This is a genomic window from Corynebacterium auris, from assembly GCF_030408575.1.
GTDB lineage: Bacteria > Actinomycetota > Actinomycetes > Mycobacteriales > Mycobacteriaceae > Corynebacterium > Corynebacterium auris.
The window spans coordinates 39,571-55,083 of sequence record NZ_CP047047.1 but is presented as its reverse complement, the minus strand read 5'-3'; the positions used below and the strand labels follow the sequence as shown (position 1 = coordinate 55,083).

Genomic DNA, 15,513 nt, shown 5'->3' with positions numbered 1-15,513 from the left:
GGTGCACCGGGCGACGTGACCGAAGTCACCTTGGCGATTGATCTCAGCCCAAAGTTTGCGCGCTCCATAGCAGGAGTAGTTGTCGTCGTAGATGGCACGCAAAGCTTTGCGTAGTTGTCGGTCGCGGATAGATCGAGATGATTCAGGCCGGGATTTGTAGGCGTAGTAGGTGCTCAGGGCGATTTTCGCGTCGGTTGCCGCCAAGGCGCGAATAATCGGCTCGACCCCGAATTCCTCCCGGTTGTCGTCGATGAACCGGACGACTACCTGTGTGGGCGCTCGCACTCGGGCGCGAAAAAAGCTGATGCTCTTTTCAAAATCTCGTTGGCGCGCTTCGCTTCAATCAGTTCAGCTCGCAGTCTGCGGTTCTCCGCTGCACAATCCACCGATTCAGCCGGGGTTGCCGCGCCGGATTGTTTATGAGCGCGGACCCAGCCGCGCAGAGTTTCCTTACTCATTCCGAGCTCGACAGCGATGCGGGTGATCGTACCGCGAGACGTGTCAGGGTCAGCTTGCGCGTGCAGCACCAGTTCGATGGCGCGCTGCTTCAACTTAAGGCGTGTACTTCGAGGGCATGTGTAGGGCTCCTTTTCCACATTCCCACCCTCCATTAAACCTGGGGCAAACCACCTACCAACTAGAGAGTGTCCGTTTGTTTGTGTGCGGGGGCTTGGTTTACAAGTAGTTGGCGAACCGGTCTGGGTAGGCCACGGATAGTTGGTTGATGGCTTGTTTCCACCCTGAGGTTTTCGCCCCTTCAATATAGCCGTTGCAGTCGATTGCCCGCTTCGCTTTTTTCGCGCGTTGGGCGGCGCGTTTGTCCTCGATGTTGCAGACCATCAACCACAGCGTCTTCAACGCCGCAGCATCCGTGGGGAATTGGCCACGGTTGCGGGTCGCTTTCCGCAGCTCAGCGTTAAGCGACTCGATGGCATTGGTGGTGTAGAGCACCCGGCGAGCTGCAGGCGGGAACTGCAGAAACGGTATAAACCTCTCCCACGCATCACGCCAGACCTTCACCGACTGGGGGTACTTCCGCCCCAGTTCCGAGGCTTCGAAGGCATCGAGGGCGGCGCAAGCGGCGTCCTCGTTCGGTGCGGTGTAGACCTGCCGCAGCGCGCTGGATACAGATTTGCGGTCCTTATAGGACACCCACCTGTTGGCGGCCCGGATCAGGTGCACGATGCAGGTTTGTACCATCGAGTTCGGCCAGGTCGCTTCCACGGCCTCAGGCAGGCCTTTGAGCCCGTCGCAGCAGACGATGAACACGTCATTGACTCCACGGTTCGCCAGGTCCGCGCACACGGATGCCCAGAATGCAGCCCCTTCATTGTCGGCGATCCATAGTCCCAGGATGTGTTTGGTCCCGTCGATGTCGATGCCAACAGCCATGTAGCAGGCTTTATTGACCACCCGGTGACCGTCGCGGATTTTCACCCGCAGCGCGTCGAGGAAAATGACCGGGTAGAACTCATCGAGCTGACGGTTTTGCCACACCATCACCTCATCGAGGACCGCATCGGTGATGGTACTGATGGTATCCGGGCTGATGTCCACCCCCAGGGTCGATGCCAGGTGGTGCTGGATATCGCGTACCGTCATTCCGCCGGCGTAGAGCGAGACGATCATGTCATCGAGCTCTGTCAGCCGGCGTGCCCCTTTCGGCACCATGACCGGGTGAAACGTGCCCGCTCTATCCCGAGGCACTGTGATGTCCACCGGGCCGTAGCCGGTGCCCACAGTTTTGGTGTACGACCCGTTGCGGTGATTGTCACCGTTTGAGGGGCTTACCTGGGCTTTGGCCGCGCGATCTGAGTGCCCGTACCCCAAATGGGCGTCCATCTCCGCCTGCAGACCCGCGTTGATCGAGGCTTGCAATAGACCTTTGACCAGGTCGCTGGCATCGTCGACGGAGGTTGATAGCTCGCCGATCAGTGCGGCGATTTCCGGGTTTTCCATCAGCTTCGCGCTGATCTCGTTGACCCTGCTCGGGTCATGGCCTTTCTTCGGTGACACGGTAGTCATTATCAGTGAAACTCCTTCTGGATCAGAGCCTCACACACAAACTTCCTGACACCCTCTACCAACTACGCGGATTGCCCCTACCTACTACACGGAAACGGCAGTCAACGCCGCGACCTGTTCAACAGTGGTCAGACCAAGGCTTCGCAGTGCTTGGTTCGCTCGTGAAATCGCGCGGTGCGAGCATCCGAGCTGGTGTTCAATCTGGCGGTAAGAACACTGCCGAATCAGCAGCGTCATCACCGCACGGTAATCCGTCATAAGCGGACTCCTTCCAGTACGAGCCGCACCCGAGTGGTGCGGCTACCGGAAGTATCACCTTGAGCGCTTTGAGCTGCTACCGGATACTCACTGAAGCGCTACCGGAAAGCCACGACGCTGCTACCAAATAGCCGGTCGCAACACGAAGTCCAGCACCCGAGGTAATGGAAAGGCGAGCGGCGACGCTGCTGATGAGCTCGATGCGCGGAGCTTCGCGGGTGAAGAGGAGTGAGTATGGTCGCGAACCGTCACGCTTTTGTTGCGCCTCTAGATTGGCGTCGCCGCCTTCACGGGGCTCAGTGATTGTAGCGCGCCCAGCCCAGTAGGTCTTTTGTACTCCGCGGGAGGGAGCATGCGCAGGGTAAAATGCGATCGTCGGTTGTTGTGACACTGCACCGGCGGCATAGTCGCAAGCCCGACATCCACGATCGACTCCGTCAGCGCATTGTCATAGGCATCACCCACGCTGCAGACCTGCGGCGCGATCTCCTGCACGGCTACGTTGTCGGTGAATTCCACCGCCGTGTACTTAACCGCCGGCACCCGAGTGGTGGGTTCGGTCGCATTCCCACAACGCCAGGCGCAGCGGGGCGAGCACCAGTTCCACCCCGCGAAAGGTCTGGGCATGACAGCCGACGATGAAGGCGACACACATCCGGTTGCCGGGCTTGGGCGGTGACATCCCTTTTGGGCAGACCCGGGGCACTCACCCCGGGCCCCAGGAATCGTTATGCGGGGTTTTATCCGGCGCCTGGAGATACCGTCCATCCCGGCTACTCACGTCAAACGGTTAACGGCCCAGTGCGCCACCGAGTAACCCTGTCGGCGCCGGTAGAACCCCGTCACAACCTGCGCGCCTTGCGTACGCAGGCACCACACGCTGGCTCGACGGCGAAGAAGCCGATGGCGTTTTTCAGTATCTCCTCAGCCGCCCGCAGCCGGGTCACTTCCTTATTCCTCCTCGGTGGTGACACCGGGCGCGTGGTCGGCGTCGACCTCAGCCTGCTGAACCCAATTACGCAGCGTTTCTCGGAAAAACTCCCATCTAATCACCATGGCCATTGACGCCGCAGCCAGCAAACGGGAATCAACACGGCGCTGCCGGACCAGCCGCACGGGCCGACCCGTGAACTCGAGGTCGTAAGACTTCTTCACGGCGCTGTTCCTTCCCCATTGGAAGGCGGCAAAAACCATGACGGTTCAGTTCGAGGCGTTGCCCCCGCAGGCCGTTAATCAAGCAATTGTGCGCGCCACCCCGACCGCCGCCGCTCGCTGACAAATGTCACACAGAACTCGTGACAAGCATCTCTACCGGCGGAAACGCCACACAGGCACGCTGGTAAACATGAGCAACGACATTGAAGTAGACAAACTCACGCGAAAGTACGGCGACTACACCGCCGTGGACTCGATCAGTTTCTCGGTCCACCCCGGAGAGGTCTTCGGCCTGCTAGGTACAAACGGGGCGGGCAAAACGTCAGCTCTCGAGGTAGTGGAGGGTCTGGCCAAAGCTGACGGGGGCAGAGTGCGTATCAACGGAATGGACCCCTACCAGCAGCACGCCAAGGTGCGCCCGCGCCTGGGGATCATGCTGCAATCGGGAGGGCTGCCACAGGCGCTGACGGTAAAGGAATCGCTGGCAATGTGGGCGGGCACCTGCTCTACGCCGCGACCGGTTGGCGAAGTCATGGATGAAGTGGAGCTAAGCCACCGCGACGACGTCACGGTGGGCGCGCTTTCCGGGGGAGAGCAGCGCCGCCTCGATTTGGCGTGTGCGCTGCTCGGCGAACCTAGCGTGCTCTTCCTCGACGAGCCGAACATGCTCAAGGGAGATACCTACTGTGCGCGCCCTCAGCCTATCGGATATGACTCGGCAGCGTAAGCGGTCGGAAAGCTTGACGCGATAGAGAAAGCCTTGGCCCCGCCAAGCATGCGTGAGCTGAACTGGAGCCGATCAGGAGGCAGCGACCATCCCTCGCATCCACAGTTCTGTTGATGTCGACTCCCGCGCCTGGAACTATGGTTTCTGTTGTGAGAGGCGTGGATAAGTGTTATGCGTGATAGTCGGCGGCTATACGCCGTGCGCAGCAGTCAATCCGGCTCGCGCGAGGTTCTAAGTCACAGCTCCATCTATCGCGGTGGAGCGCTTGTAGAGTGGGCCTCCCTCACCAAGCCCGTCACCGCACGTCTCGCGTCTGTATTGGCGGAAGAAGGACAGCTCCCACTGTCAACTCCGGTGAGCGATCTAGTGCCTGAACTGACCGGCCTCAATGCAACTTTGCAAGACTTGATCTTTCATCGCTCAGGACTGCCGCATATTCATCCCGGCGCGCGGTCGTGGTTGCTGCATGATCCTTATGGGGAGGTTGACGCTTCGACACTCTTAACTAGCCTGACCGCCTTGGATAGGCCGGTGAGTCCGTCGGGCTTCGCGTATTCGAACGTTGGATACGCACTGCTTGGAATCGCTATCGAGCGCGCAATGGCGACTGATTGGTTTACCCTCGTTCGTGATTTTGTGCTACTTCCTCATCGGTATCCAACGGTGACGGTCACACCGGAAAGCGGTCAGCCCCTCGCCTCCAGGCTGCTTGGGCTACCTCGTCGTCCTTGGGCAATCTCGACAAGCGCCTATCGCCCCGCGGGAGGGCTATGGTCCACGACGGACGATTTAGTGAGATTCGCAGAAGACTCGTTGGAGTTGGAATCGCGGATTGGCTGGTTTGTGCTGCGCAGGGGCGTTGTGTACCACACGGGACAGGGGCGCGATTCCGGTTCATGCATTGTCGTGGACTTCGAACGCAGAGTCTCAGGCACGGCGCATGCAATGCTTCGAGGGCCGAACGCCACCAAGGAGTATCTCGTAAAGGCGCTGTGGTCCGACATTGCTAAGGATGCGAGCAATCCCTCCAGAAGAAGGATGAGACGCGCGCCACAAGATCCATAGTTCTGTGGATGATGACGAGGGCCAGGCTCCGTAGCCTATGGGTATCGGGGTTGCTCGCAAGGCTTCCCGATAGGCCATCAGCCGACTGACGGACAAAGGAGATCGATCATGAGGAACAACATCACCAAGTTCGCTGACGAAGCGGACCTTCAGCAGGTCGGGTCGCTCTACGGTGACAGCGAGCCGGTGCTCGCAACCATCATCACCACGACGATCACGGCGACGACCGCCACCACCGCAACGACGGCCGCCGGCTACCACAGCTCCCGGCCGGACGAGGTGATGGCAGGCATCGATGAGGACGCCCCCGTCTCGGAGATGCTCGCCGCCCGCAAGGACGCGATGCTCGTCTGAGCCTCGTCCCCCAAGGGAGTCGGACCCCATATCATCAAGGGGTTCGGCTCCCTTTCCGCGTGAGATCTGAACCGTGCGTGGCGGCATCGGCAATCGGCAACGTGGGCGGTATGAAGCCGAGTTCGATAGCTTTGACAACCGCATGAGTTCGATTCCGCGCATCGAGCTTCCGCCGGAGGTTGAGCAGGTGGGTGTGGACCGTCGCGGGAGTGACGAAGAGTTCGGTGGCGATATCAGTATCCGACAGGCCCGCTGACAAGAGGGCGAGCACCTGAACCTCGCGTGGCGACAGATGAGGAGACCCGTCGGCGGCTCTTGCTGTCCGTGCCGCAGAGGCAGCGAGAATTCGCCGTGAGAGGTACCTGCCTGGTTTAGCTATCGCGTAGACAGCGCTTGTGAGTTCAGCTGCGTCCACAGGAAGACCAATGACCGCTGCCGCGCCGTCATGAAGTGCGTCGACCGCGTAGGTCGGGTCGGCGCAAGCCACAATGACGGGATGCGCGTCAACGACCCGTGAGGCTGCGGTGTGCTTCTGTCTGGTTTGGCAGAAAGTGGCGTAGTCGGCTAGGACAGCATCGATGCCAATGTACTCGTCGCCTTTTCGGACGACGATGGTCTCGCCATCAGGAAGGGCGATCCGGGATGGCAGGATGATGCTATCCGCCTCGGAGTCGAGAATCAACACGGTGATCATGGTGCTCCGTCACGTTCAGTCCGGAGTGTGTAAACCGACACGAAGTTACGGCTGTGTTCGGTGACTGGTGACCGATCGAAGTCGGCGTAACGGTGCGTGAGCTGGAGGCCGGCGGACTCGGCCACGAGATCGAGTTCGCGTGGCGTGAGCCAGTGGCTTTCCTCAGTAATGGTATCGATGCGGTCGGGCCTGGAGACGGCATGGATCTGGGTGACCCTGCACTCGCGACGGTCGGTGATCACTGTGTCGGTCAGCAGCATGGATGGCGCCAGTGGCACCGTTACGGAGAACGGCGACTGTCGTTCCAGATAGACTTGGGGGTCGTATGTCTCGATGACGAGCTTGCCTGTCTGGGTGAGGTTGTTCGCTGCCTGGGTGATGACGCGACGCTGCTCGTCGAGAGCTGGAAGCATGAAGAGCGTGTTGGTGAGGATGAGGACGATGTCGAACTGCTCTGATATCACCGTGCTGCGGAAGTCGCCGTGGACACCTGTGACGGGCAGCCCCTGAATGCGAGATGAGAGCACATCGAGCATCGCGACGGAGGAGTCGATGCCGGCCACCTCATACCCGGAACGGGCCATCGGGAGCGCGAGGCGTCCGGTTCCGATGCCGTACTCAAGCACGCGGGCTGCCGCTGGGTCGAGCTGACGACAGAAATCCGGAAGCAGATGGACGTCACTGCGACCGGCGTACATGAGATCGTAGACGTCGATGAGTTCGTCACCATAGCTCCCGGTTGACGGGTCTGCTGTGGTCATGATGCCACCTCGATTCGGTGGAGGTCGGATAAGAACAAGGGGTCAGGGATCACTGTCGGCTCGTACTCGGCGGCCCGAATGATGAGGAACTGCACCCTCCTGGCCTCTTCTGGGGCCACGACTTGATGCGTGACGACGTTCAAGAGCGCGAGGTAGGCCGGGGTGATTTTCATTGAGGCCAGGTTCTTCGCGGCTTTCGTCGTCTGGATCAGCTCGCTGACGGCATCGAAGAGGCCCTTCTCGCTTCGCCGATGGGGTGCCCAGATGAGGTGAAGCAGCGAGCGTCGTTGTGAGAAGCCGATTTCCTGCCAGGGGGTCAGTTCCTCCTCGAGTTCGTGCCGATAGAGAAGGTGATACTCATGCTCGGCCGGTGCCGGGGCGAAGAATCGCCAGTCCGGTACGTAGAGCCCGGTCGGGTCAACTCGACGCACGAGCTTCTCGCCCCTGCCGAGTTGGACGGCGATCGTCGCGGCGGCCCAGATCGTGACCGGCGCGGCGAACAAGATTGTGGATAGGCGTCCGCGCTGGCTGGCTGTTGCGGTGTTCATGACGTCTCCTTCTGCTGTGGGACCATCGACAAGATCGCGCCTGCGGTCTTGCCAGCGTGGAAGGGGTTCATGACGATGCCTTGATGGGTGGCTTCTGGGACGATGTGATGTCGACCGACAGCGCTCAGGGCCGCGAGTTCGCGCTGCAATACCCTATGTGAAGGGTCATCGTAGGCGACCGAACCAGCAGTGAGTACTGTCAGCGGAGTACCGTCCAGGCGATGGTTCGCGGCGTCAGGCGCCCATGCGCGTGTGCTCTGGTCAACCTCGGCCAATGCGGCCCGCATGCCTCGTGGGCTTGTCGCCATGCGGTATGTGAGCTCGTCGTATGGCGGGGGAAGCATCTCGACGTCCGTCCCGGCGATGTCCGGACGAGGGTGTCGGTGTGCCCGGCGGAGCTGGTGCCGCAAGTTCCTCAACGCTTCTCGCTGGCGAGATGAGCGGAGGTGCTGCTCGGGGTGAGTGCAATCGATGAACACGACTCCGGCAATCTGCTTCGGGAATCGTCCAGCGAATGACAGTGCGAGCAGTCCACCTACCGAGTGAGCTACGAGTACGACGGGAGCGGTCGTAACGGAACCGATTAGTTCGCTAAGTAGAGCTGCCTGTGCCTCGCTGTTCAGGGGGCCTCGCGCCGGTGGAGACCATCCGACGCCTGGGCGGTCGTAGGCGAGTGAGCTGACCCCGTTTCCTGCGAGGATTCTCTGTACGGTGACCCATTCGGTGCAGGGGCAGCCGAGGGCGGATTCGAAGACGACTTTCGGGGTGCTGCCGCCTGGTTCGAGGTGAGTGAGGACATGCACGGAGCGGCCTGTCACAGTTACGAATGCACCTGGAAGAGGGGAGGCCGGGGCGGTTGGATCGAGACGAGGGGTCATTGCTGGTTACTTTCGTGATTGCTCTTGCCATGCCTGGCGGAGGAACGCTGCGTTGTGTTCGACGTGGGGGTATGTGCCGAGAAACGCCCAGAAGAACCGATTGAGGCCCATGAAGCGCGCGTTGCCGACATGGAAACCTGCGGCGACGAGGAACTGTGCTCGCCGTGCGACGGGCGGCAGGGCGAGGATGATGGGGAAGATGGTCTCGGCCACGATCACGGACCACGCCAAGGTCAGCCGTGCCCACCGATGACGGTGGACGAACTGATACAGCCACTCGTCGCCGTACGTCTTGGTCCGGAAGATCCCTTCGATCGCAGAGCCGTCGCGCCATACGGGTGACCGCAACTTCGCGACGCCGGCTGAGAAGTAGGACAGCACGCTTTGGAACGCCACGAACCCCGACATCACGTCTTGCTGTTGAGGCGTCAGGCGCGGAGTCTCAGCGATGGCCGTCGATGCTGCGGAGATGAAGGACATCTGATCCGAGCCATCGGAGCCGTAGGAGGATCGGTAGCTCTTCACGAGCAAAAGGCCTGAGAGGGCGAACAATGACACGAGGCGTGACTTGGATCGACGAGGCGCGACGATCACCCCGAGTGAAGCCAGGGCACGTGCGCCAACTAACCAGCGGTATCGGGGGTGTCCAAGAGTTCTCAGCGGCTTTTCGAGCTTCGGGTGACTCAACGTTCGAAAGGCGGTGCGTCGAATAGGCCAGGAGAACAGACCTGTGTCGCTCATCTCCCGTGAGCGGGAAAACTCTTCGGCGGCGCTGATGAACGTGCCGACGGCGGTGATCCTGCTCCCCGCCGAGAAAGCGCGGGCCGTGTCTGATACGGGGTCGCGATGAGGGCTCTTGGTGAACATGTGCTTGCTCCGATCTTGAGAATTAGCGGCGGGGCTCCCAACGGAAGAGCTGACTTGCGACGACGAACGCGACGAAGACCCAGGCCAGCGTCGGCAAAAGGAGGGCGAGCATTGAGGCTGGTTCGATGCCATTCCAGGACGCGATCACCAGCTCCGTGAGCGCGCCACCGGGGATGAGCCGCTTGACCATGAGAAGGTCCTCGGTCCCGGTGAAGGCGATCCACATGGCGACACCGACGGTGATGATGAAGACCGGCAGAGAGGTCACTTGCGCGTGATCGGGCGAGTTCGTGAATCCCGACGTGGCCACGGCCAATCCGAGGAAGAGCGCTTCGATGGTCACGACGCAGAGGATGAGTCCGACGAAGTTGGCGGGCATCTGGTCGATCAGTGCCAACGCGGCAAGAATGACGGCGAGTTGGACGACGTTGATCACGACCAAAGGCACCAGTATACCGGCGACAATTCCGGCGTCCCCAGCCGCTGTGGAACGAAGCCGCTTGAGGAAGAGGGTCTGGCGTCGCGACGCCAGGGTGGTGGTCGCGGTGATGTACGTGCCCATCGCTGGGACGACGACGGTGACCAGTGCTGCCACGACGGCTGAACCTCCGAAGTTGTCTCGTGTGGCAATTAACACGACAGCGAAGAATAGGGGCACGAGCACCGCGGTGGCCGCTACAAGGCGGTTTCGGAAGAACTGGGTCAGTTCACTGAGAGCAATAGCGCGCATTCTAGGCTCCTTTGTTTCGTCGGTCAGTCGTTCAGGGCGCGGAAGACGTCGTCAAGGCTGGTGGGACCCGCTGCGAGGTCGTCGAAAGCAATGGAGCGTTCGGCGGCCCAATTGAGCAGTAGGTGGAGATCCCGTTGCAAATCCTGGGTCTCAATCACCCACGCGGATTCGCCAGCCGAGTCGCGGCGAACGGCTCCCCTCGGTGTGGCGGTGCCGGGTGGGAGGCGGAAGGTAATGGTGGCCGGCAGCATCTGCGTGAGTTCGGTGACGGTGCCTTCCATGCGCAACTGGCCTCGATGCATCACACCGATTCGGTCGGCATACTGTTGGGCTTCTTCGAGGTAGTGTGTGGTCAGGACGATCGTTGTTCCGCCGTGGCGCATCTGCGTGACGGCAGCCCACAGGGCGTCACGCGCGTGGATATCCAACGCGGTGGTCGGCTCGTCGAGAAAGATCAAGTCAGGGCTGCCGAATATCGCGGTTGCGAAATCCAATCGACGCTTTTCACCACCAGAAAGCTGAGCGACCTTCGAGGTGCGTTTCGCCGTGAGATCTGCGACAGCGAGAACGCGATCCAAATCATCGCTGCGGCGAGTGAGGCGGCCAATGAGACGGACGGTCTCACTGACAGTAAGGTCAGGAGCGAATCCGCTTTCTTGAAGCATGATCCCGACTCTCGGCCGCACACGCCGCCGATCAGTGGGATCGAGGCCGAAGACTCTCACCGTACCGCGTGAGGGTTTCCGGTGCCCCTCAATCGTTTCGAGGGTTGAGGTCTTTCCCGCCCCATTCGTTCCGAGCAGCGCGTACAATTCGCCCGGCGCGACCGACAGGGTTATGTCTCGAACTGCCTCATAAGAACCGTAGCTGACGGCGAGATCATTGATTTCAATCACTGGTTTTTCACCCATGCCACTACCTAACTTCGGAAGTCGCTAGTTCGACAGTTCTGCGGCGTCACCAATAATGAGTGACATCCGCGACTCACGGAAGTGACGCAGCGTCACTGTTGCTGCCGGGAAGATCGACATAGGGTAAAGATGCCCTAACGCCCCGGTTGTCTGAAAGGAACGTACTCATGAGAGCTATTCAGTATTTACTCGCGCTTGTAATCATTGCAGCAGGCGTCATCAGCACCATCATGTTGTTAGAGCTGATTCCCGCGACGCGGGACCTGCTACCGGGTTGGGTCGCGGACTGGCTTCCGAGTTTCGACAGCCCTGGCGCAGCCTGGCTGATTGCCGCCGCTGTGACTGTTATCGTCGCAGCCGCGTTCGCCTCATGGGCACTGCAGCAGACCATTGAGCGGCAGAAATCAGTCCAACAGTGAAGGGCAGCCATCAACGATGAGCCGTAGGGAATCGACCCCACTGGCTCGTATGCGGTCGATCGCCACCCTGACCTTTGTGGTGGCCGTGGGAATCGCGGCTGGCGTCCTGATCGTGGTTGGGTCCACGACAATATGGCAGCCGCTGATAGCCGCCCCGAGTATTGCCGTGGCAGTCTGGGAGGCGGCCAGATGGCATACCCCCCTGAATTTACGGGTGGCGATGATTGGCCTCGTCGTCACCGAAATAACCTGGCTTTTTGGCGCGCTATTCACTCTTGGGCCGGTGTTTGCCTTAGGTTTCTGCGTAGTGGGTGCCGTGACAATTTCCAAACTCCCCCGGTGGCAAGGCCCCGCCGCTGGTCTGCTCATGGTTGTCGTCCTCGCTACTGGCCTACTCACCCTTATCGGCGGGCCGGAGGTCTCCGGCCCATATTTGCTTATCGCCATCGGTGGAGCCGCTCTATTTACTGTCGTATTCTGCCTTAACGCAACCGCATGGCGGCTGTTCACCGAGCTCGACGCGAAGCGGCAGACCGAGGTTGAACTGGCTTTGATGAAAGAACGCGTCCGGTTCGCAAGCGACCTGCACGATATCCAGGGTCACACGCTACATGTGGTCAAACTGAAAACAGCACTGGCCCAGAAACTCGTCGGCGAGGATCCATCGCGAGTAGACAAGGAACTCCGACAGGTACAGGAGCTGATTTCCGAGACGATATCGCAGACGAATACGTTAGCGTACGGCAACAGACGTCTGACTCTTTCCGCCGAGATTGAAAACGCTAAAAATCTTTTCGAAGCAGCGGGTATCCGCGTAAATGTCAATCAAGTGGAAAAAATACGTGGTGAGTTCGAGGAACCAATGAGTCTAGTTCTGCGCGAGGCGACGACTAACATCTTGCGACACGCCGAAGCCCGGTCCGTAGGGATTGTGCTGAATCGGGCTTCCATCGCAATCACAAACGACGGGTGTGCCCCCGGGCCAGCACCGCAGTTGCGTGGGCTAGCGGCACTGAGAACGCGCGTTCGTGAACGGGGCGGAGAGATGGAGATAGCAAAGTGCGGGAGGTCGTTTGTCACTGCTGCTACGTTCCCCGGCACTGAGAAAGGGTGAAAAATGACCACGCGTATCGTCCTCGCCGATGATGAGAACCTACTGCGCAGCGCCCTCGCTGCCATCCTCCCGCTCGAATCGGACATAACGGTTGTCGCGGAGGCTTCTGACGGCAGCGAAGCCGTAGCCGTGACCCTGCAGCATCGACCCGATGTACTCGTCATCGACATGGAGATGCCAACGATGGACGGGCTCGACGCGACAGAAGCGATACTAGCGGAATGCCCGGAGCAGACGATCCTCATGCTGACTCGCCACGCGCGACCAGGCATCCTTCGCAAAGCACTTGCCTTGGGTGTGCGCGGATTCGTGAGCAAAGCTGCGGAACCCGCACAGATAGGCGAGGTTGTGCAAGCCCTTCATCAAGGACGCCGCTGGATAGACCCTGAAGTGTCCGCGTTAGCAGTCATGGATGACTGTCCGCTGACCGAACGGGAAATTGACGTGCTCAGAGAAACCACCGAAGGGTATTCGGTCGCTGAAATTTCCTCTCGGCTGCACCTAGCAGAAGGTACGGTGCGCAATTATCTATCCCGCGCGATGCAGAAGACACACGCGGCCACACGTCACGAGGCTGCGCGTTATGCCCGGGAGCATGATTGGCTATAACCATGGCTGCCGGTACCGAACTTCAGTAGGCTGGGTCGCCTGGTGGAGCATCCTGGCGGTGCTCGATTCGGCGTGGCCCGTTCTGTAGCACGCGATAGAGAACTTGGCTTGACAAAGCTGCCATCGCGAAGCCCAACGCGCTCGTTACGACAATTCTCATCCACGTCGTCGGACTTCCAGAGCCGCCGACAACGTACACGGAGATCGTGAACGCTACCAGACCCAGCAGCGCCACAACTAGGTGAAAGTAGCGCATTCCTCCGCCCTGCTCCTCCGGCGTGGCGTCTCGTCGATCGAGAAATATCGCAATGAAGAGCATCGGCACCACCTGGATAGTTACGACGAACAAATCCATGCGCGCTCCTCCCCGTCATGCGGCCGATTTGTCGATACGCTGGCTGTTATGGTCCAACTGATGCTCGCTGACAATCGGCATGACCCCGATGTAGACTGCGCATTGATGCCGCATGATGCGCCCGGTACTGCAGCGCCGCAGTCGTCGGCGTTCGCAGAGCACCATGGTGTCACTCCGCGGAAAAGATAACGTCGCGAAGCAACCCAACCATACACGCGGTCCTGCGCATGTCGGACTCCAGGCAGGCGGTAGAATCGGGAGAACAGCGAAATCCCAAGCGCGGCATCTAGCGCGATGTTGATGGAACCGGCACCACCGTATCGACCAGTACCTGAGATTGCCCACGCCGCGTTCTGGACATCCGGCGGGGTGAGGTCGAACTGATCCAGCACTCCGTCACGTTGAAACGGATGGACTGTGACCCGCCCATTACGATCGAGGCGCTTGATCGCGAGTACGGCGCGTGTGCAAAAACCGCACTGGCCATCGAATACCAAATCAACAGCCGTCATCTCGCCATCACCTTCGGTCCTCAGATGGTACTTGTATCGATGCTCTGATGATATCGCCGGGACGGCGGGGGCACATCCACCATCTTATGGATAGGGCGCAGCGTGCTCTGAAGGCTCACGGACACCCGACTCTTAGGGTCTTAGACTGCCCGCATCGGTCTTAAGGAGGCGGGGCGTGGCTCGGCATCGGAGAAGGAAAAGGCGTGCTCCTCCGAGGCCACGTGACCTCTGCACCGACACCGGGAAGCGGCAGTATGACGACCACGGTGACGCAGCGCATGTCGCGCTGTGGCGGTCGCGTATGCGGGCCCGTTGCGGATCTATGAGTGCCCGTCCTGCGGGTCGTGGCACCTGACTGCCGTTTCCGTGTAGTTGGTAGGGGCAATCTGCGTAGTTGGTAGGGGTTTTCCGGATAGGTGGTAGGGATCCTCTTTTTCGGTCATTTTTGTAGATGACGTCGGCTCAATCTGTGTCGGGGTGTCACCACTTTCTGACTGCAAGGAGGGCCTTTATGGCCAACTTCAGAGACATCATGGCGATGTGTTTGAGCGGAGCGAGCTATGCAGCCATCTCTGCTGCCTTGGAGTGCTCCAACAGGGATATCGCCCCAATGCCAGCTTCCCGGTCCCATACCAGCCGGTCGGGCACGGCTTTGAAGTCACGCTCGATGAGCTGTCACATCCCAGGGTTACGTCCGTTAGCGTGGTGTATCTGTGACTGTCGGTGAGGGGCCTCATGAATGTGTGAGGCGGCCACCGCAGTACCTTTCGAATCAATTCCAACATCTCCTCGAAAGGAATAACCGCGATGGCCGCTGGACCCAATCATATCGACCCGACCGCCTACCTTGATGAGCTGCTCACCCAAGCATCCCCAGATCAGACACACGTCAGATGCTGCAGGACTTCATCAACCAGATCCTTGTCCACCCAAGCAGACAGCGTCTGCGGGGCTGACTACGCCACAGTCAGCGACACCCGCACCAAGGACCTGACCCATCCCAGCTATCAGATCATCAGTTGTGCGAGTCGGAAGCAGACAGGCTGCGGCGAATCGGGAATGCGATGCCGCCATCACCAGCACCGGGAATGGCCGGTGCACACCGCTCGCATCGGGCAACCCGCCGGCGGCAAAAGTCAGGTCACACTGGATTTCACGCCCGGGAAGATGGGTAAGCGTGTCCACGGGGTCTGCGGGAAGATACTCGGGTCGGATCCGGGCAATGTTTTTGCGCAGCCACGATTCTGACCCAGTCCACCCAACGCGTTGTCCGATGACTTTTGCGTTAAGACGTGGAGTTTCAGCCAGCAACGCACGTACTTGTGGTTCAAAGGCGGCGAAACTCGTGGCTCTAGCCCGACGCGGCGGGTACTTCAAACGCGAATCCGAAGCGAGTGCCCGCTCGAAAGTCTTCTTCGCGCAACCAACCTCGTTGGCGATCTTGCGTATCGATAAACCCTGCCCACGCAGGTAACGGATCTGTGCCCATTGGTCCAAAGAAATCACCCATCCAATCTTTTTCGGATGGGCT

At 60.0% G+C, this 15,513-nt stretch carries 19 protein-coding genes and 4 pseudogenes; 7 read left to right on the top strand and 16 right to left on the bottom strand.

The window, feature by feature from the left end:
• Positions 1-6: 6 nt before the first annotated feature.
• The 6 genes and pseudogenes from CAURIS_RS11550 to CAURIS_RS00270 form a co-directional block, all read right to left on the bottom strand.
• A pseudogene (locus tag CAURIS_RS11550) lies at positions 7-285 on the bottom strand (IS3 family transposase); the annotation flags it as partial.
• Positions 264-551, bottom strand: a complete 288-nt coding sequence (locus tag CAURIS_RS00290; RefSeq protein WP_290342096.1) for a transposase — start codon at positions 549-551, stop codon at positions 264-266. The pseudogene CAURIS_RS11550 and the gene CAURIS_RS00290, both read right to left, overlap by 22 nt.
• A gap of 124 nt (positions 552-675) precedes the next feature.
• On the bottom strand, positions 676-2,025 hold the full coding sequence (locus CAURIS_RS00285) for an IS256 family transposase (RefSeq protein ID WP_290342120.1): 1,350 nt from the start codon (positions 2,023-2,025) through the stop codon (positions 676-678).
• An 84-nt stretch (positions 2,026-2,109) separates the two neighbouring features.
• Positions 2,110-2,283: a hypothetical protein gene (locus CAURIS_RS00280; protein WP_290342095.1), complete on the bottom strand. Its 174-nt coding sequence runs from the start codon at positions 2,281-2,283 to the stop codon at positions 2,110-2,112.
• A 267-nt stretch (positions 2,284-2,550) separates the two neighbouring features.
• Positions 2,551-2,802: a hypothetical protein gene (locus tag CAURIS_RS00275; RefSeq protein WP_155860796.1), complete on the bottom strand. Its 252-nt coding sequence runs from the start codon at positions 2,800-2,802 to the stop codon at positions 2,551-2,553.
• Positions 2,803-3,234: 432 nt separating this feature from the next.
• Positions 3,235-3,438: a hypothetical protein gene (locus CAURIS_RS00270; protein WP_019193631.1), complete on the bottom strand. Its 204-nt coding sequence runs from the start codon at positions 3,436-3,438 to the stop codon at positions 3,235-3,237.
• 190 nt (positions 3,439-3,628) lie between these two features.
• On the opposite strand from CAURIS_RS00270, the pseudogene CAURIS_RS00265 reads away from it, so the two are divergent.
• From CAURIS_RS00265 to CAURIS_RS00260, 3 genes and pseudogenes are all read left to right on the top strand, one after another.
• Positions 3,629-4,099: pseudogene (locus CAURIS_RS00265) on the top strand (ABC transporter ATP-binding protein); the annotation flags it as partial.
• 237 nt (positions 4,100-4,336) lie between these two features.
• A complete protein-coding gene (locus tag CAURIS_RS11545; RefSeq protein WP_353959241.1) occupies positions 4,337-5,230 on the top strand; it encodes a serine hydrolase domain-containing protein in 894 nt (297 codons plus the stop codon).
• 108 nt (positions 5,231-5,338) lie between these two features.
• Positions 5,339-5,584, top strand: coding sequence for a hypothetical protein (locus CAURIS_RS00260; RefSeq protein WP_019193629.1), 246 nt, complete (start codon positions 5,339-5,341; stop codon positions 5,582-5,584).
• Between the two features lie 34 nt (positions 5,585-5,618).
• On the opposite strand, the gene CAURIS_RS00255 is transcribed toward CAURIS_RS00260, so the two are convergent.
• From CAURIS_RS00255 to CAURIS_RS00230, 7 genes are all read right to left on the bottom strand, one after another.
• Positions 5,619-6,278: a helix-turn-helix transcriptional regulator gene (locus CAURIS_RS00255; protein ID WP_290342244.1), complete on the bottom strand. Its 660-nt coding sequence runs from the start codon at positions 6,276-6,278 to the stop codon at positions 5,619-5,621.
• Positions 6,275-7,039: a class I SAM-dependent methyltransferase gene (locus CAURIS_RS00250; protein WP_019193627.1), complete on the bottom strand. Its 765-nt coding sequence runs from the start codon at positions 7,037-7,039 to the stop codon at positions 6,275-6,277. The genes CAURIS_RS00255 and CAURIS_RS00250 overlap by 4 nt, the downstream gene beginning before the upstream one ends.
• Positions 7,036-7,587 carry a hypothetical protein gene (locus CAURIS_RS00245; protein ID WP_290342243.1) on the bottom strand — a complete coding sequence of 184 codons (552 nt, stop codon included), beginning with the start codon at positions 7,585-7,587 and terminating at the stop codon, positions 7,036-7,038. Before CAURIS_RS00245 ends, CAURIS_RS00250 begins: the two co-directional genes overlap by 4 nt.
• Entirely contained in the window at positions 7,584-8,465 is an 882-nt protein-coding gene (locus CAURIS_RS11540) for an alpha/beta fold hydrolase (RefSeq protein ID WP_081582865.1), read from the bottom strand. Before CAURIS_RS11540 ends, CAURIS_RS00245 begins: the two co-directional genes overlap by 4 nt.
• 6 nt (positions 8,466-8,471) lie before the next feature.
• The gene (locus tag CAURIS_RS00240; protein WP_290342242.1) at positions 8,472-9,332 is read right to left on the bottom strand and encodes an HTTM domain-containing protein; all 861 of its coding nucleotides are present in this window, start codon (positions 9,330-9,332) and stop codon (positions 8,472-8,474) included.
• 22 nt (positions 9,333-9,354) lie between these two features.
• Positions 9,355-9,969 (bottom strand): ABC transporter permease, encoded by a 615-nt coding sequence (locus CAURIS_RS00235; RefSeq protein WP_290342241.1) that lies wholly within the window; start codon positions 9,967-9,969, stop codon positions 9,355-9,357.
• A gap of 116 nt (positions 9,970-10,085) precedes the next feature.
• Positions 10,086-10,973 (bottom strand): ABC transporter ATP-binding protein, encoded by an 888-nt coding sequence (locus tag CAURIS_RS00230; RefSeq protein WP_290342240.1) that lies wholly within the window; start codon positions 10,971-10,973, stop codon positions 10,086-10,088.
• Between the two features lie 167 nt (positions 10,974-11,140).
• Here CAURIS_RS00230 and CAURIS_RS00225 point away from each other — a divergent pair, with 167 nt between their 5' ends.
• The 3 genes from CAURIS_RS00225 to CAURIS_RS00215 are packed head-to-tail and all read left to right on the top strand — an operon-like array spanning position 11,141 to position 13,115.
• Entirely contained in the window at positions 11,141-11,392 is a 252-nt protein-coding gene (locus tag CAURIS_RS00225) for a hypothetical protein (RefSeq protein WP_019193621.1), read from the top strand.
• 49 nt (positions 11,393-11,441) lie between these two features.
• Positions 11,442-12,506 (top strand): sensor histidine kinase, encoded by a 1,065-nt coding sequence (locus tag CAURIS_RS00220; protein WP_019193620.1) that lies wholly within the window; start codon positions 11,442-11,444, stop codon positions 12,504-12,506.
• Between the two features lie 3 nt (positions 12,507-12,509).
• Positions 12,510-13,115, top strand: a complete 606-nt coding sequence (locus CAURIS_RS00215; protein ID WP_019193619.1) for a response regulator — start codon at positions 12,510-12,512, stop codon at positions 13,113-13,115.
• Between the two features lie 22 nt (positions 13,116-13,137).
• Here the strand turns inward: CAURIS_RS00215 and CAURIS_RS00210 are convergent, their stop codons facing one another.
• Positions 13,138-13,470: a hypothetical protein gene (locus CAURIS_RS00210; protein WP_290342239.1), complete on the bottom strand. Its 333-nt coding sequence runs from the start codon at positions 13,468-13,470 to the stop codon at positions 13,138-13,140.
• Positions 13,452-13,982, bottom strand: coding sequence for a thiol-disulfide oxidoreductase DCC family protein (locus CAURIS_RS00205; RefSeq protein WP_290342238.1), 531 nt, complete (start codon positions 13,980-13,982; stop codon positions 13,452-13,454). Before CAURIS_RS00205 ends, CAURIS_RS00210 begins: the two co-directional genes overlap by 19 nt.
• An 807-nt stretch (positions 13,983-14,789) precedes the next feature.
• On the opposite strand from CAURIS_RS00205, the pseudogene CAURIS_RS00200 reads away from it, so the two are divergent.
• Positions 14,790-14,966, top strand: a pseudogene (locus CAURIS_RS00200) (IS256 family transposase); the annotation flags it as partial.
• A gap of 456 nt (positions 14,967-15,422) precedes the next feature.
• Here the strand turns inward: CAURIS_RS00200 and CAURIS_RS11535 are convergent.
• A pseudogene (locus CAURIS_RS11535) lies at positions 15,423-15,488 on the bottom strand (hypothetical protein); the annotation flags it as partial.
• Positions 15,489-15,513 lie beyond the last annotated feature (25 nt).

Excerpts from the sequence above, each read along its gene's own strand:
- CAURIS_RS00215 (WP_019193619.1), top strand. The coding sequence starts at position 12,510 with ATGACCACGCGTATCGTCCTCGCCGATGATGAGAACCTACTGCGCAGC.
- CAURIS_RS00240 (WP_290342242.1), bottom strand. The coding sequence starts at position 9,332 with ATGTTCACCAAGAGCCCTCATCGCGACCCCGTATCAGACACGGCCCGC.
- CAURIS_RS00255 (WP_290342244.1), bottom strand. The coding sequence starts at position 6,278 with ATGATCACCGTGTTGATTCTCGACTCCGAGGCGGATAGCATCATCCTG.
- CAURIS_RS00205 (WP_290342238.1), bottom strand. The coding sequence starts at position 13,982 with ATGACGGCTGTTGATTTGGTATTCGATGGCCAGTGCGGTTTTTGCACA.
- CAURIS_RS00260 (WP_019193629.1), top strand. The coding sequence starts at position 5,339 with ATGAGGAACAACATCACCAAGTTCGCTGACGAAGCGGACCTTCAGCAG.
- CAURIS_RS00250 (WP_019193627.1), bottom strand. The coding sequence starts at position 7,039 with ATGACCACAGCAGACCCGTCAACCGGGAGCTATGGTGACGAACTCATC.
- CAURIS_RS00230 (WP_290342240.1), bottom strand. The coding sequence starts at position 10,973 with ATGGGTGAAAAACCAGTGATTGAAATCAATGATCTCGCCGTCAGCTAC.
- CAURIS_RS11540 (WP_081582865.1), bottom strand. The coding sequence starts at position 8,465 with ATGACCCCTCGTCTCGATCCAACCGCCCCGGCCTCCCCTCTTCCAGGT.
- CAURIS_RS00220 (WP_019193620.1), top strand. The coding sequence starts at position 11,442 with ATGCGGTCGATCGCCACCCTGACCTTTGTGGTGGCCGTGGGAATCGCG.
- CAURIS_RS00245 (WP_290342243.1), bottom strand. The coding sequence starts at position 7,587 with ATGAACACCGCAACAGCCAGCCAGCGCGGACGCCTATCCACAATCTTG.
- CAURIS_RS00225 (WP_019193621.1), top strand. The coding sequence starts at position 11,141 with ATGAGAGCTATTCAGTATTTACTCGCGCTTGTAATCATTGCAGCAGGC.
- CAURIS_RS00280 (WP_290342095.1), bottom strand. The coding sequence starts at position 2,283 with ATGACGGATTACCGTGCGGTGATGACGCTGCTGATTCGGCAGTGTTCT.
- CAURIS_RS00285 (WP_290342120.1), bottom strand. The coding sequence starts at position 2,025 with ATGACTACCGTGTCACCGAAGAAAGGCCATGACCCGAGCAGGGTCAAC.
- CAURIS_RS00210 (WP_290342239.1), bottom strand. The coding sequence starts at position 13,470 with ATGGATTTGTTCGTCGTAACTATCCAGGTGGTGCCGATGCTCTTCATT.
- CAURIS_RS11545 (WP_353959241.1), top strand. The coding sequence starts at position 4,337 with ATGCGTGATAGTCGGCGGCTATACGCCGTGCGCAGCAGTCAATCCGGC.